The 14323-nt window shown below is 66.5% G+C and carries 16 protein-coding genes and 1 pseudogene; 10 read left to right on the top strand and 7 right to left on the bottom strand.

What is annotated here, in order from left to right:
• The 3 genes from B4E30_RS15135 to B4E30_RS15125 all read right to left on the bottom strand — a co-directional run.
• Positions 1-646, bottom strand: a 646-nt coding sequence (locus B4E30_RS15135) for a DUF222 domain-containing protein (protein WP_286795994.1), incomplete at its 3' end; no start/stop codon positions are given.
• Positions 647-725: 79 nt separating this feature from the next.
• On the bottom strand, positions 726-1472 hold the full coding sequence (locus B4E30_RS15130; RefSeq protein WP_286795992.1) for a hypothetical protein: 747 nt from the start codon (positions 1470-1472) through the stop codon (positions 726-728).
• Positions 1456-2004: a sigma-70 family RNA polymerase sigma factor gene (locus B4E30_RS15125; RefSeq protein ID WP_286795991.1), complete on the bottom strand. Its 549-nt coding sequence runs from the start codon at positions 2002-2004 to the stop codon at positions 1456-1458. Before B4E30_RS15125 ends, B4E30_RS15130 begins: the two co-directional genes overlap by 17 nt.
• Before the next feature lie 210 nt (positions 2005-2214).
• On the opposite strand from B4E30_RS15125, the gene B4E30_RS15120 reads away from it, so the two are divergent.
• Positions 2215-2925 (top strand): CHRD domain-containing protein, encoded by a 711-nt coding sequence (locus tag B4E30_RS15120; RefSeq protein ID WP_286795990.1) that lies wholly within the window; start codon positions 2215-2217, stop codon positions 2923-2925.
• A gap of 73 nt (positions 2926-2998) precedes the next feature.
• Entirely contained in the window at positions 2999-3583 is a 585-nt protein-coding gene (locus B4E30_RS15115; RefSeq protein ID WP_286795988.1) for a class F sortase, read from the top strand.
• 16 nt (positions 3584-3599) lie between these two features.
• On the opposite strand, the gene B4E30_RS15110 is transcribed toward B4E30_RS15115, so the two are convergent.
• A complete protein-coding gene (locus tag B4E30_RS15110) occupies positions 3600-4100 on the bottom strand; it encodes an O-acetyl-ADP-ribose deacetylase (protein WP_286795986.1) in 501 nt (166 codons plus the stop codon).
• 82 nt (positions 4101-4182) lie between these two features.
• Here B4E30_RS15110 and B4E30_RS15105 point away from each other — a divergent pair, with 82 nt between their 5' ends.
• Positions 4183-4656, top strand: a complete 474-nt coding sequence (locus tag B4E30_RS15105) for a DNA alkylation repair protein (RefSeq protein WP_286795985.1) — start codon at positions 4183-4185, stop codon at positions 4654-4656.
• An 82-nt stretch (positions 4657-4738) separates the two neighbouring features.
• Here the strand turns inward: B4E30_RS15105 and B4E30_RS15100 are convergent.
• Together B4E30_RS15100 and B4E30_RS15095 are read right to left on the bottom strand one after the other, a co-directional pair.
• Positions 4739-5332: pseudogene (locus B4E30_RS15100) on the bottom strand (DUF6518 family protein).
• A 158-nt stretch (positions 5333-5490) separates the two neighbouring features.
• A complete protein-coding gene (locus B4E30_RS15095; RefSeq protein WP_286795983.1) occupies positions 5491-6096 on the bottom strand; it encodes a cyanamide hydratase in 606 nt (201 codons plus the stop codon).
• A 173-nt stretch (positions 6097-6269) separates the two neighbouring features.
• Between B4E30_RS15095 and B4E30_RS15090 the strand changes: the two genes are divergently transcribed.
• The 7 genes from B4E30_RS15090 (at position 6270) to B4E30_RS15060 (ending at position 13629) form a co-directional block, all read left to right on the top strand.
• A complete protein-coding gene (locus B4E30_RS15090; RefSeq protein WP_286795981.1) occupies positions 6270-7370 on the top strand; it encodes an ABC transporter substrate-binding protein in 1101 nt (366 codons plus the stop codon).
• A 194-nt stretch (positions 7371-7564) separates the two neighbouring features.
• Positions 7565-8236: an ABC transporter permease gene (locus B4E30_RS15085; RefSeq protein ID WP_286795979.1), complete on the top strand. Its 672-nt coding sequence runs from the start codon at positions 7565-7567 to the stop codon at positions 8234-8236.
• Positions 8233-9048: an ABC transporter ATP-binding protein gene (locus tag B4E30_RS15080; protein ID WP_286795978.1), complete on the top strand. Its 816-nt coding sequence runs from the start codon at positions 8233-8235 to the stop codon at positions 9046-9048. Before B4E30_RS15085 ends, B4E30_RS15080 begins: the two co-directional genes overlap by 4 nt.
• Positions 9049-9139: 91 nt before the next feature.
• Positions 9140-9760, top strand: coding sequence for a dihydrofolate reductase family protein (locus tag B4E30_RS15075; RefSeq protein ID WP_286795976.1), 621 nt, complete (start codon positions 9140-9142; stop codon positions 9758-9760).
• Positions 9757-10830 (top strand): lactonase family protein, encoded by a 1074-nt coding sequence (locus B4E30_RS15070; RefSeq protein WP_286795974.1) that lies wholly within the window; start codon positions 9757-9759, stop codon positions 10828-10830. Before B4E30_RS15075 ends, B4E30_RS15070 begins: the two co-directional genes overlap by 4 nt.
• 47 nt (positions 10831-10877) lie before the next feature.
• Positions 10878-11444 carry a MarR family winged helix-turn-helix transcriptional regulator gene (locus B4E30_RS15065; RefSeq protein WP_286795972.1) on the top strand — a complete coding sequence of 189 codons (567 nt, stop codon included), beginning with the start codon at positions 10878-10880 and terminating at the stop codon, positions 11442-11444.
• 328 nt (positions 11445-11772) lie between these two features.
• Positions 11773-13629 carry an ATP-dependent nuclease gene (locus tag B4E30_RS15060; RefSeq protein ID WP_286795970.1) on the top strand — a complete coding sequence of 619 codons (1857 nt, stop codon included), beginning with the start codon at positions 11773-11775 and terminating at the stop codon, positions 13627-13629.
• Here the strand turns inward: B4E30_RS15060 and B4E30_RS15055 are convergent.
• The coding region (locus tag B4E30_RS15055; protein ID WP_286795968.1) for an IS3 family transposase at positions 13630-14323 on the bottom strand (694 nt) is incomplete at its 5' end. It lies immediately after the preceding gene.

Below are 14323 nucleotides of genomic sequence, written 5' to 3'. Positions count from 1 at the left end.
CCTCGGCGACATCGCGAGCCATGCAGGTGAGGCGTTCGTGGACACCGTGGATGATCACGGCCGGCCCTGTCACCTGCAGTTCGGCCATGCCGTCGTCGAGGTCGTGTACCCGCACCGAGCGAGTTGCGGCCGCTGCCGCGTGGCGCTCGCGGATCGTCTCGTTGAGGAACCACTGCGCTCGTCGCTTCGCGATCGGCCGAAGGCGTGACGCGGATTCGGCTTCGGCGTATCCGAGCACGCTGTTCTCGTACTCGGATACGAGTTCGGGCTGCTCGATGCGGTCGCCCGCGTCGACGATGACGCGCGCGTGTGCGAGCGAGATGCGGCCGGCTCCGAGTGAGCGCACCGTCTCGGGGAACATCTCGACCATCCGTTCTGCCTCGCCGATCTGACGTTGCACGGTGCGGTCGGAAACCCGGAGGGCGGTCGCGAATTCAGCGGCGACGGAGCGCCGAGGGAGGTCGGCGGTGGACATGTTCTCTTCTGCGGCCGCCCACGCGTCTGCGATCTCGCCCGCGTGTGCGAGAGCACGGGCCTCGCGCGCCTGGAGCTGGGCGATCTGACGCCGGATCTCGACGACCTCGGTGACCACCGGCGCCAGTCGCGCGGCGGCGATCTGGTCGGGTGCGGTGGCTGTTCCGGTCATGACGACATCGTCCCACCGACCTCGGACATTGCTTCGAAAGTTCCGGTAGCGCGGTCGCGCGGCTGTCTGCCGCTCCGCCTCACACCTCCGGCAGCTCCGCGAGGGCCACGACGGTCGCGTCGGCATCGCGGATCTCCATCCGCACCGCGTCGTCACGCAGCACCGCGGCGTTCAGGCGGCAGTGGATCGCCACCTCCGATCCCAGCATCTGGCCCGCGGAGAACTCGGCGCCATCGGCACCGACGAACACGACCGAGTAAGTCTCGCCGACGGCGAGTCCGGTCGCGTCGAGCACCGCCTCGGTGCCCCACGTGTGGGCGACGAGGTCGGCGTCGACGTCGATTCCCGCGATCTCGTCGCGCACGTCGATCTGTTCGAGGGCTCCGAGGGTTCCGGGCGGGCCCGACGGAGAAACCGACAGCAGCGCCGGGGTTCCCACGCCGAGTGCGATGCCGACCACCAGGCAGGCTGCGGCCACGAGCGGTGTGACCCACCGGCGACGGCGCGCCGTCGCCGCCGGTGTCGCCCGCGCCGGTGCGACGACAGGACCGATTGCGGGCGTTCCGTCCGGTTCGTCGACCCCGTCTCGCGCCGTCGGGATCTGCCCGAGCACGCGGTCACGCAGCGCGCCGGTGGCGCCCGGGTCGTCCCACGTCGTCTCGGCCGCGCGCAAGCGATCCGTCACCGCGCGCAGGTCGTCGATCTCGGCATCGATCCACGGATGCCGCTGACGCAGCCGGTCGAGCTCGTCGCGTTCGACCGGGGTGAGGTCGCCGGTGGCGGCGGCGGCGATGAGCTGTTCGAGACGTTCATCGGGAGTGGGCATCGGGGTCCTCCGATCCTTCGAGGTATCCGCGCATCGACCGCAGCGCGTGATAGGCGCGGGCGCGCCAGGTGGCGACGGGAACGCCCGTCGCATCCGAGAGCTCCTGATACGTGCGTCCCTGCACGTGTACGGCGAGGATGACCTCGCGGTGTGCGTCGCTGAGCCGTGCCAGGCCCTCGGCGATCCGCAGCCGTTCGAGGGGATCGGTCGTGGTCGCCGAGCGAGCTTCGAGTTCGTCGTCGCCGCCGATGCGCGGCAGGCGTGAGCGCGCGCGCAGGGCATCGGCGATGACGTTGCGGGCGATCGCGAACAGCCAGGTGCGCTCGGAGGCGCGGTCGCCGTCGAACCGTTCGCGCGATCGCCACGCCCGCAGGAAGGTCTCCTGCACGCAGTCCTCCGCCAGCGGCCGGTCGCGCAGGGCGTTCACCGCGAAGCCGAGGAGTGCCGACCCGTGCGCGTCGAACGCGCGCGTCGTATCGAAGCCCGTGTCGGCCGGCTCGCGCGGCGGTTCACCGTCGCCCGCGTGTGGCATACGGCGTCCCCCCGGTCGTCGAGCGGCTGGCATCGCCGCACCTCCTCCCACGCTAGGCGGTTCCCACGTCTGTCGAGGGATGTACGCGCCTGCGCGTCGGCGCGTTCATCCGGCACCCGGATTTCTTGACCCGATGAACGCTCGCGGCCTCGCCGACGTAGACCCCGGCAACGGATGCGTCCGGCGTCCCGTCGAAAGGTGCAGTTCATAATGAAGAGAACGTCCACCCGCACGATCACCCTCGGAATGGCGGCAGCCGTCGGCCTGGTGCTGGTTGCACCGGCTGCGCACGCCGAGACCGAAGTCGAGGAACCGGAGTCGTTCACGAGCGCCTTCACGGTGATGGCGACGCCGGATCAGGTCGTCGACAGCGACGGTGAGCCCGCACCGGGCGAGCCGGGCGCCGCCGGAACGTTCACGTTCCGCATCAACTCCGACGAAGAGATCATCTGCTACGACATCGAGCTGACGGGTGTCACCGGCGACTATGAGAGTGCGGCGAAGACCTCGACGCACATGCACGAGGCAGCCGAGGGCGAGTCGGGTCCGCCCCGCATCGCATTCCCGAACCCCGAGCCCGTCGGCGACGGCCCCCGCACGAGCAGCGGATGCCTGCAGGGACCGTTCACGACCGGCATCGAGGTCGACGGCGTCGATACGGGTGAGGGCTTCTCGCTCGCCGAGATCGAGGCGAACCCCGCCGGCTTCACCGGTGACTCGCACACGGTCGACTACGTGCCCGGTGTGGTGCGCGGCCAGCTCACCGAAGTTCCCGTCGGCGGTGTGGACACCGGCGCCGGCGGAATGGCGAACAGTGACAACGGCATGACGGTCGGCATCGCCGCCGTAGGCGGACTGGGCCTGCTGGCTGCCGCCGGGTTCGCTGTTCACGCTCGACACCGCGCGACCGCTCGCCGGTGATCGAGCGCACCCCGCGCTGCGCCGCCGCTCTGGGGAAGCGGCGGCGCGGTGCGCGGGTGTCGTGCTGATCGGGATGCTGGCGCTCACCGGATGCGGTCAGCCCGCGTCGGAGCAGCCGGCCGCGCGCGAGACCCGCGCCTTGCCGGCGCCGGCCACGCCCGGCACTCCGGGGACCGCGCAGACGCCGTCTCCCGACGTCACGCCGCTCGCGCGCGGTGGGGAGCCGGTGCGGGTGGCGATTCCCTCCATCGAGATAGAGGCGCCGCTGATCGACCTGGGCATCGGCGACGCCGGGGTGATGGAGGTGCCTGCCGACTACGACGACGTGGGATGGTTCACCGGCGGCGGTCGCCCGGGCGGATACGGTCCCACGGTGATCGCCGCCCACGTGGACTCTCCGACGGGGCCGGCGGCATTCATCCGTCTGCGGGAGCTCGCACCGGGCGACGAGGTCGAGGTGACGGACGAGACGGGTGTCGCGCATCGGTACACGGTGACGGAGGTGGCCGACTATCCGAAGGCGGACTTCCCGACCGCGCGGGTGTTCGGTGCGACCGCGACCGACGAGCTGCGGCTGATCACGTGCGGGGGAGTGTTCGATCCGGCCGCAGCGTCGTACGAGGACAACCGCGTGGTGTTCGCGGAACGCTCGGGCTGAAGTCGACGCGGACCGGCTATAGCTCGACGCGTGCCCGTACCCGTTCGTGCGTGGCCGCGGTGAACGACACCAGCCGAATCTCCTCCAGGCCGGTATCGGCGCGAGAGATGGTCTCGACGGCGGCGTCGATGGCGTCGTCCAGCGGCCACGCATAGATGCCGGCGCTGATCAGCGGGAAGGCGATGCTCGTCGCGCCGAGTTCGTCGGCGACCTCGAGGGATCGTCGATAGCAGGACTCCAGAAGGCGCCGGTCGCGCTCGCCGGCGGCGTGGTTTGGTCCGACGGTATGGATGACCCATCGCGCAGGAAGGTCCCCGGCGGTCGTCCATCCCGCATCCCCGGTGTCGAGCCCGTGTGGGAAGCGGGCGATGCAGTCGTCGAGGATCGCCCGACCGCCGGCGCGGTGGATCGCACCGTCGACGCCGCCGCCTCCGCGCATGGCGCGGTTGGCGGCGTTCACGATCGCGTCCACCCGCTGCGCGGTGATGTCGCCGTGGCGAGTGGTGATGAGGGTCATGTCGTCATGGTGCCTCGCGTCGCAGTCGTTCAGAACCCCTTGCTTTCGACAGATGCGGCGGGGTGAAGGCGAGAATGGAGGGATGGATTCGCCCGCCGCCTTCATCGACCGCACACTGCGGGCCGAGGCCACGGAATGGCGCACGTGGGCCGACGGTGACGCGTCGGTCGGCGGGCTGCGCGTCTACGGCGCGTCGGTTGGGGCGGTGCGCGGCACCGTGCGCGACGCGCTCCGCCGATACGGCGACCTGCAGCATGATGAGGTCACTGCCGTCGCGTCGGAACTGTGGTCGGTGCCTGTTCTCGAGCGGCGGCTGGCGGCGATCGTGCTGCTGCAGCGATACGTCGAGTCGCTCACCGGCAACGACCTCACCCGCATCGAGGGGTTCCTTCGGGATGCGCGCGTCGCCGACCTCATCGAGCCGCTCACGGTCGATGTGGTGCGTCCGCTGCTCGCTCGGCTTCGGGGCGCCGAGTCCGATCGCGCCAGACGGATCGTGGCGCGATGGGCGTCATCCGATGCGGAGAGCCTCCGAACCGCCGCCGCTCTGCTGTAGCGCAGAAGCACGTCGTGATCCTCGAGGGGACGCGGCATGCCCCGCCAAGCGGCGGACGCCGCTGGAACAGCGAACGCCGCTGTCAGATCAGCCCCACCATGCTGTACGCCGCCACGAAGGCGACCGCCACGACCGCCGTGCCGCCGACGGCGACCACGATGGGGAGGGCTCCACGGATCCGACCCCACAGCATCACCCCGAGCAACACCACTCCGATGATCCCGATGACGATCCAGTACACCGGGCTCGTCGTCTCGCCGACCACCGTGAGCCCATAGGCGGCCTCGCCGATTCCCACCCCCGCGAGCGCGGCCGTACCGAGCACGGCGCGCACCCCGCGCACCCGCAGCCAGCACGCGGCGACGCCGACGAACGGCCCGACGATGACGCCGATCACCGAGAACATCAGCGGGTCATACGCGTAGCCGCGCATCGTCGACACGATCGCTTACCCGACGGTGAGCAGCACGAAGCTCGCCGCCCCGAGCCCGGCGGACAGCCACCAGGGCACTCGAGCCCCGTAGACCAGCGCGGCGGTTATGACGGTCCAGCCGCTCGCCGAGTTCGCGAACGACACGAACCACTCGGGCAGGAACGCCTGCGCGAATGCCGTCGCGCCGCCGAGCACCAGGCTCGCCGCGAGCACCGCGGCTGAGGCGAGCGCCACGCTCGTCATCGATCTTGTCCGCGCCTGCGCGGTCGCCGCTTGCGCCACTCGGACACTCTATGTGCCCGAGGTGACAGGCCACCGACCGTCGGTCGTCTCATCCGGCCGACCCGCTCGCCACCGACCGCGATGACGCCATCAACCGTCTCGTTCCGTCGCTGGTCGAGTCAGCCCAGACGTTCGAGGGGGTTGACCGCGAGCTTGCCAATGAGGCCGCCATCGACGAGTCGCTTCGCGGCCGTATCGGGCTTACGTGACGCCTGGTCGCTCACGCATGAGCCGAACTCGGCGGCGAGCGTTCCTCGCGGGTAGGCAACGAGCACTTCGCGCCGGAAGTCTTCCGGCAGAGCATCCGGCCTCGCGCCGGAGATGTCCAGACCCGTGGCGATCTCGAGCAGGTGGCCCTCCGCGTCCAACGCCGGGTCGACCCTCGGCCAGTTGTGGCGCACGATCACCTCGAGCACCCGATTGCGCCGGTGCGCCGGCCAGCCTGCTCCCGCGGTGAGCGCGACACCGACGTGCCCGCCGGCGTGCTCGTAGGAGATTGTGTGGTTATCGAACTCCGTCACGATGCCGATGTCGTGCAGCACGGCAGACACATACAGCAGCTCGTGATCGATGTCGGTGATTCCGTCGACCCGCGCGAAAGCTTCGGCCCAGAGCCACGAGCGCAGCGCGTGAGCGGTGATCGCGGGGGATTGGTACTGGGTGGCGAGCTCGAGGGCACCCCGGGCAGCAGGGGTGTCGGGCACAGGGAAGTCTGCGATGCGCATGCATACATCCTGTGGGCGGATGACGACCTCCGACACGGGCCGGTGCGACAGCGACCGTCCGAGAACAGCCATCCCTCCATGCGTTGAAGAACGATTGATACCTGCCTCTTGCAATGAAAAGCGTTTGGTGCAAACCTAAATTAGGCACCGCCGAACAACGGGTCGGAGCATCGGTGCACCGCAAGATCCCTCAACGAGGAGGTTCACAGATGTATTGCACTTCGTCGATCCCGCAGCGCGCTGGGCGCGACTCGGGGCAAGTCGCACGGGTACGCCGCCGCGTGCTTGGTGCGACGGTAGCGTTCGGGGCGGCCATCGGGCTCGTTGCCTGCGGCGCGACAGCGCCCGGAACCACGTCCGCTGGAGACGGCCCGCAGGAAACGGTGCAGCTGACGCTCGGCACTCTGAACGCCGCGCCGCAACTCACCCCGCTCTTCGCCGCGGTATCGGAAGGCTACTTCGCAGAAGAAGGACTGCAAGTAGAACTTCTTGCCATCTCGGGCGGCACATCGGCCCTCTCCGCCGCGCTCGCGAACGACTCGGTCGACATCGCCATCCTGTCGGCGCCGGACACCGCTCTGTTCAACGCCCAAGGCGCTATCGACGCGAGGGCATTCGGGCAGCTCTCCAATGGCACATACGACTTCGTTGTCACGGATGACGTCGACAGCGCGGACGATCTTCGAGGTGGATCGGTCGGGGTTTCGTCGATTCCCGGCATCGACTACCTGATGCTGCGGACGTTCCTTGACGACTTCGGCGTGGACGAGAGCGAGGTCACGGTACTCTCCCTCGGTGGGTCGGCGAACCGCGTGGCAGGAATCGCCGCCGGTCAGGTCTCTGCGATCGCGTCGCCGATCGGCCAGCGGTCGACCATCGAGCAGGTCGGAGGTCTGAAGGTCCTCGAAGTCGACAATCAGCCCTGGGTGCCTACGGCGCTCTACGTTGCTGAGCAGGAGTGGTTCGAAGGCGACGATGTCGAAGTTCTCGAGCGGTTCATCGACGCCATGAACGCGACGACGACCTGGCTACGCGAGAATCCAGACGAGGCCGTGAGGATCTGCGTCGAGGAAAACGGATTCGACCAGGAAAGCTGCGAGAACGATGTTGCCGGACTGCTCGGCGAGACCGGCGGACCGTACACGTGGTCGCAGACCCAAGAGATCGACATGGAGGGAATGCAGGTCTCGATCGATATCCAGGCGCCCGTAGTGCCCGAGGTCGGCGATCTCACCCTTGAAGATATTGCGACGGACGAGGTGACGGGCCGGTGAGCGCCCCGGGTGCAACGAGCGCCGCGCTAGCGCGGCGGCCCGAATCGGCGCCGCGGAGTGCCGGACAACAGAAGGCGGCAGCCGTACGGGTCGGCTCACGAGCAAGACGAACGCGAGGGCGTGCGGTCCTGCTCGGTGCCATCTCGATCGGCGCCGTGCTGTCGCTTTGGCAATTGGCAAGTACGTTCGCGTGGGTGAATCCACTCTTTCTGCCGACACCCGCGATGGTCGCCGCGGAGCTGTGGGAGCTGTTCACCACGCCAGGTTCCCGCATCTGGAACGACCTCGCCGTCTCCGGCATCGAGTTCGTGCTCGGGCTGAGCATCGCGATCGTGATCGGCGGCGTACTCGGCGTCCTGATGGGCTGGTTCCTCACGATCGACGGGCTGCTGAGACCACTCGTCGTCGCGGTCAACTCGACTCCTATGGTGGCGATAATCCCCCTGATCATCCTGATCTTCGGTGTTGACATCCTGCCCAAGGTGATCATCGTTGTCATCGGGTGCTCGATCACGATCATCCTCAACACCGCGGCAGGTGTCGTGAACGTCGATCAGAGCCTTCTTCAGGTCGCACGAAGCATGAATGCGACCACGGGCCAACTGATCCGCACGGTGGTCACACCCTCACTGATCCCGTATTTCATGGTTGGAGTGCGGATCTCGGTCGGCACGGCCCTCATCGGTATCGTCACGGCTGAGTTCCTGGCGTCGCGAGCCGGCCTCGGCAACCTGCTGATCACCGCCAGCAACTCGTTCGACATGCCTCTTGTCTACGCGACGGTGCTCATCCTCACCTTCGTCGGCATCACTCTCACGCAGCTCGCTGCTTTGCTGGAACGGAGGATTCAACGATGGAAGGCATGACCCAGTCGCCCGCCGTCGCCACGACCCAGACGGAACCGGACGCGCTCGACGCGCGGGATGTGAGCGTGACGTTCACCTCCCACAGCCGGTCACTGGTCGCCCTGGAGGGTGTCGACCTTCGCATGAGGCGCGGTGAGTTCGTCTGCATCGTCGGCCCCAGCGGTTCGGGCAAGAGCACCTTCCTCATGGCGGTGGATGGACTTATACCGACCTCGGGCGGAGTGATCAAGATCAACGGCAACGTGACGACAACCCCCGGTCGGGATCGCGCGGTCGTGTTCCAAGAGGCCAGCCTCTTTCCGTGGCGGACGGTGCTGAACAACGTCGCGTACGCCCTCGAGCTAGCCGGGGTCGCCGCCGCGGAACGACACCACACCGCACGCGAACTGATCAAGCTTGCCGGGCTGGAGGGGTTCGAAAGCAGCTATCCGAGTCAACTCTCCGGCGGGATGAAGCAGCGCGTCAACATCGCCCGTGCGCTTGCCGCCGATCCTGAACTCCTCTTGCTCGACGAGCCGTTCGCGGCGCTCGACGCTCAAACCAGGGAGTCGATGCAGAGCGAGTTGCTAAGGATCTGGGACGAGCGACGCAAGACTGCCCTCTTCGTCACTCATCAAATCGACGAGGCGGTCTTTCTCGCCGATCGCGTGGTGGCATTCGGGGCCAGACCAGCGAAGGTGGTGCAGGAGTGGACCATTCCCTTCGCGCGGCCTCGGTCGATCGAGCTCAAGCAGAGCCCTGAGGCTCACGCTATCGAGCGACAGATCTGGCAGGTCGTGCACCGCGAGGGCTCGCGAGTTTCAGAGAAGTAATCGCCCGATCCGGCGACCGAACACGTGCCGTCGGTTTGAGCATCGCCCGGCGACGCAGTATGCGCCGCCATGAAGGAATGGAGTGGTGCGGATGCGCGCCTTCGTAACACAGACGTACCTGTCCGTCGATGGGGATATTGAGAACTGGCAGTCCTGGATCCCGGAGCACCATGGCGGTGTGCCGGCCGTGCGCCTCGGGTTGCACAATCAAATGGGCGCCGATGCGATGCTCATCTCGGAGGAGGCCTACCCGCGGTTCAAGGGGATGTGGAGTCGGTTCGACGGGCAGGGAGTGTACGCGAACACCATCAACGACCTGAAGAAGTACGTCGTGTCGGACACCCTCGAGGACCCCGGCTGGCGCAATGTCGAGGTAGTCCCGCGCAGCATCGACCGACTCACCGAGATCAAGCACGAGCCCGGTCGCAATGTCGTGCAGCGCGGCTACGACGGACTGACGCGGATGCTCATTGAGCACGGCCTACTTGACGAGTTGCAGGTTTGGTTGTTTCCGATCCTGCACGGCGGGTCCCAGCCCGAAGACCTCATTTTCAGTCCCATGCCGCAAACCCCGCTCATATTGCGAAACACCCAGGTGTTCGATACGGGGCTCGTGATCCTGCAATATCGGCCTTCTACGGCGAAGTACCACCCCGAGGACTTCGATGACCGGCGCGAACTCGTGAACAGATACGGCAGGGATGGACGATGACCGGGGGCGAATCAGTAGTGACCCGTGAGCCGGTGTCGCACCGCCGCCGGCAGAGCGAGAGCCTGGTGTTCGTCGGCAACTGGGGTGATCACCTCCACGCCGCGTGGTTCGATCCGACATCGGGCACTCTGAGCGCGAGTGAGCCGGTCGCCGCGATCGGGCGTTCGAACTGGTCGGTTCAGCATCCGACGGAGCCCCTGCTCTACGTTACTGACGGCGCTACGGGAGAACTGGTCGCGTTGGCGGTCGATCGCGTAAGCGGCACGGTCTCCGAAGCTGACCGCGTTGGCGCCGGCGGTGGTCTCGCCCACCTTCACCTCGATCCCCGCAGTCAGACGATTATCGGCGCCGACTACCAAGGGGGCGGCACCGTGGCGTTCCCCCTGGACGGCGACGGCACGTTTTCCGGGGGCGTCGGCCGGGTCGTCGGGCAGGGAAGCGGCCCGGGACCCCGGCAGGACGGACCGCACCCACACGGCGTCGTGGTTGACCCGACCGGACGATATGTCGTCACAGCCGACTTCGGGAGTGACAGCCTCGATCTGATCGGCTTCGACCCGAAGGGCGGGGCGCTCACCGGGCTCGTGCGCCAATACCGGCTCGAGGCAGGCAGCGGCCCCCGTCATCTCGCATTCCACCCGACGTTGTCCATCCTGTATTCGATCGACGAGTCCACCGGTGCGGTGCGGATCTTCACATGGTCGGCCGACGAAGCGGAACTTACGCAGGTCCGGGTGGTGCATACGGATGGCGCAGCAGCCGGCGGAGAGCTGACGGTCTCAAGCGACGGCAGGTTCGTCTACGCGTCCCATCGTGGCGACCACACCATCGTGGTATTCGCCGTGGATCAGTCGACGGGTGACCTCGAGTGCGTGCAGCGCGTCCCGGCCGGTGGTGAGTATCCGTGGTCGTACGCCGTCGATCCCTCCGGCCGTTGGCTGCTCGTGGCGAACATGGCGAGCGACTCCGTCTCGACGCTCGAGGTCGACCACCGGAGCGGAACCCTGAAGCACAATAGCATCGCCCCGGCCCCCTTCCCCAAGCCAGTCAGCGTGTCATTCTTCGCGTAGACCGCCACGAGACGGGGTGGGGTGTCCCGGCCGCGTATCCTGAGCACATGAACGAAATCGTTCAGACACGCCGGACCGACATGCTCCCGTCGGATACAACCCTGCCCGAGGAGCAACTCACGCACATGCTCCCGGCACTATGGCGTTCGCTGGCGCGCGCGACCCGTGTCGCTCAAGATACCCCAGGTCTTGACTCGCAGATGGCTGTCCTCCGGAGCCTGATCGCCACGGGGCCGCAGTCCCCGACCCGACTGTCCGCAGAGCTAAGGCTTGCTCGGCCGACGGTGAGTAACCTGCTTCGAGAGATGCTCGCGGAGTCCCTCGTAGAGCGCACGCCGTCTGAACACGACGGGCGTTCCGTTGACTTTTCGGTGACCGACCATGGCAGGGCCATGCTGGAGCAGTTCCGCCAAGATCGACTCGAGGTGATCGGTGAGGCATTGGCGACACTCAGCTCTGAGGAGCAGGCGGCCCTCAGTGCCGCGTTGCCGGCGATGCGCTCGCTTTTCCACCGCTTTCTCGAGATGGGTCGGGCGCGGAACACCGGCCTGGACGACGGTCCCGCTGGCTCGATCTCAGAGAGTTCCGCGGCGCCCGACGACGTGGGGACCTGATCCTGGTTACACATCGTCAGCTAGCGCCTTCGCTCATGAGGGGCATGGAGCAAGCGTGACCTCGGTCGCCAATTCGCGAGCGCAGGATCCACCGGGCATGGATCCCTCTGCGGGCATTGAATGGTCAGTGGACCCACGCATGCAGTTCGCGTCGGCGAGCGGACCATAGCTGGTCGGTTCGAGGCTTCGAGGGCGAGTACGCTCCATGCCGCTCGATCCTCTTCGAGGAAGCAGTTCGTGGCCAGAGCGGGTTGGGGTCTCGCAAACGGAGCACCTAGCTCACCGCTACGGTGGACGAATGCGGAGAGTCGGAATGCTCAGGCCGGGGGTGAACAGTCTGCCATTCGATCTTCGCGTCAACCACAGCGTTTTCCCGGTGAGTGTGCTGTCGTTTTCCGCCCGACGTGACGCCGCCGTTGCCGAGCTCAATGTAGAAATCATGGGCCTCGACGCGCGCTTGCACGGAGTTTGGGGCGACCCAGTCACCCGAGGGCCGCGTTCGCTGGACGTATCAAGGCCACTCGACGTCTATGTGTTCACTACCGAATCGAGCACCGAGCCCCGGGTATCACTCGCGGGCGTCGAAATCCCTACGATCGTGACACTTGATGATTTCCTGCTTCTCGTGTCCTGGTCCAGCACGAGTGGGAATCGCCGAAGTGACGACCTGGTCATCCTCTGGCGCGCCTCGGACAGACGCGCTGGGCGAAACCCCGTGCAGTTCCAGGGGAACGATGCGATGAAACTCCGAGAGTATGCCACGAAGCTCGATCGTCGCTTCCCAGCTGCGCTCGGGCACGGCAGACGAGTTCGATCAACCGCAGTGGCGCAAGCGACGATTCGGAGGCGATCGATGATGCGAAGTGGCGCCGGAGACGTGGACGCTACAACCGATCCAGTACGAGCATCGGAACTCACTCTCCGCGGCTTACGCGGCTTTCGCGACGACGCGCACCTTAGGTTGGCGCAGCCAACAGGCGCACCAGGGAGCGGTCTGACCATCGTCGTCGGCGCCAATAACGCAGGAAAGTCGACCGTCTGGGAGGCATTCGATGCGCTTGCCAGGAAGGCCAAATACGACATCTCCTTCTCGGAGGGCAGTCGAAACCGCCTGTCCGCGGACGGGGTTTACATCCGTCTCGAGCGTGCCGACGGGTCAGCGTACGTCCTCCGTAGCCGCAACCCGGACACGAGCGAGACAACCGGCGCATGGGACCCGGGGGATCCAGACGGCGGCGATCCGCAGCCGTTTGAGGTCGTGTCCGTTCCCTCGAGGCGCCAATTCCAGGCGAGCTTCAGCAAGAACATCACCAGTCAACGCGACTGGATGACGAGCGGGTCGGATTTCTCTCGCTCCCGCCAGTTCGACCAGTCCTCCCAGTTCACCGGACGCCTCTTCGATCTTCACAACGACGACGCAAAGAAGTCCAAGTTTGACCTCTTGATGACCGAGGTGCTGGGCCACGACCTGAACTGGAAGATCGACCTCGCGGACGGCCAACAGGGGCAGTCGTACTATCTGAAGATCTCCACCGGCGCCGGGGTGAACCACACGAGTGAAGGTCTGGGCGACGGCATCATCAGCCTTCTGTTCATTGTGAATGCCCTTTACGACTCCGAGCCGGGCACACTTGTCACGATCGACGAACCTGAGCTGTCGCTTCATCCCCAGCATGTTCGACGACTGGGGCGGCTCATCTCACGGTTCGCCCGCGACCGACAGATCGTTGTGTTCACTCACTCCCCGGCCCTAGTTTCATGGGATGACATCGCGTCCGGTGCCGAGATCGCGCGTGTGTACAAGAACGAGGACCAGTCCAAGATCGCGCAGGCGAGTCGGGCTGTCGTCGATGATGTGAGCCGCGCACGAGGGGGTTGGGTGAACCCTCACGTCTTCGGCTCCGATGCTAACTCGACGCTGTTCCTCGACGACGGTGTCATCGTCGTCGAGGGACAGGAGGACGCGGCGCTGCTACCGAGAGCATTCGCAGAGTCGGAGGTGAGGTTCAACGGTTCGATCTTCGGCTGGGGCTCGGGCGGCCAAGGGAATGTGCGGCGCATCCTTGCGCTCCTATTGGAGCTCGGGTTCACCCGTGTCGCGGCGGTACTCGACAACGACGTGCCTGACACGGTTGCGCGACTGGGGTCTGCCCCGAGTCTTGTTGACAGTCGGGGGTTGGGGTGATCAGGCCGCTTCTGCGTCCTTGTAGATCATCTCAAACTCGACGGGGGTGAGTTTGCCGAGGCCGCGTTGGCGGCGCCTGCGGTTGTATTTCGTCTCGATCCAGGTGACCATCGCGAGGCGAAGATCGGCGCGGGTGTCCCAGCGCCTCGTGTCGAGCACGTTCTTTTGGAGGAGGCTGAAAAAGCTCTCCATGCTCGCGTTGTCACCGGCCCCGTAAGACCGGCCCATGGAGCCGACGAGGCCGTTGTTGCGGAGCAGGTTCTGGGTGCGTTTCGCGCGGAACTGGCCGCCTCTGTCGGAGTGGCAGATCGTCCCGTGGGGTGAGCGCAGCGCGATCGCGTTGCGCATCGCCGCCCGCGCGAGAGATGACTTCATGCGGGTGTCGATGGAGTAGCCGACGATCTTGTTCGACCAGACGTCCTTGATCGCGCAGATGTAGAGCTTGCCTTCTCTGGTCGGGTGTTCCGAGATGTCCCACAGCCAGACCCTGTTCGGCCCGTCGGCGACGAACTCGTGCCGGATGACGCCGTGCTCGTCGACCACGGCGAGCAGGTCGTCGTGCGGCGCGGGTCCGGTGCTGCCGGGCTTGCTGCGCTTGCGGTGGTGCGATGCGTGGATCCCCGCGATCCGGCAGAGTCGGTGCACCCGGTTCTCGCTCGCGGTGACCCCGTGTGACTGTGTCAGTTTGGTCTGA

Source organism: Microbacterium sp. UBA3394, from assembly GCF_002358725.1.
GTDB lineage: Bacteria > Actinomycetota > Actinomycetes > Actinomycetales > Microbacteriaceae > Microbacterium > Microbacterium luteum.
Note: the sequence above shows the minus strand (reverse complement) of the source record. Positions and strands in the feature narration are given on the sequence as shown.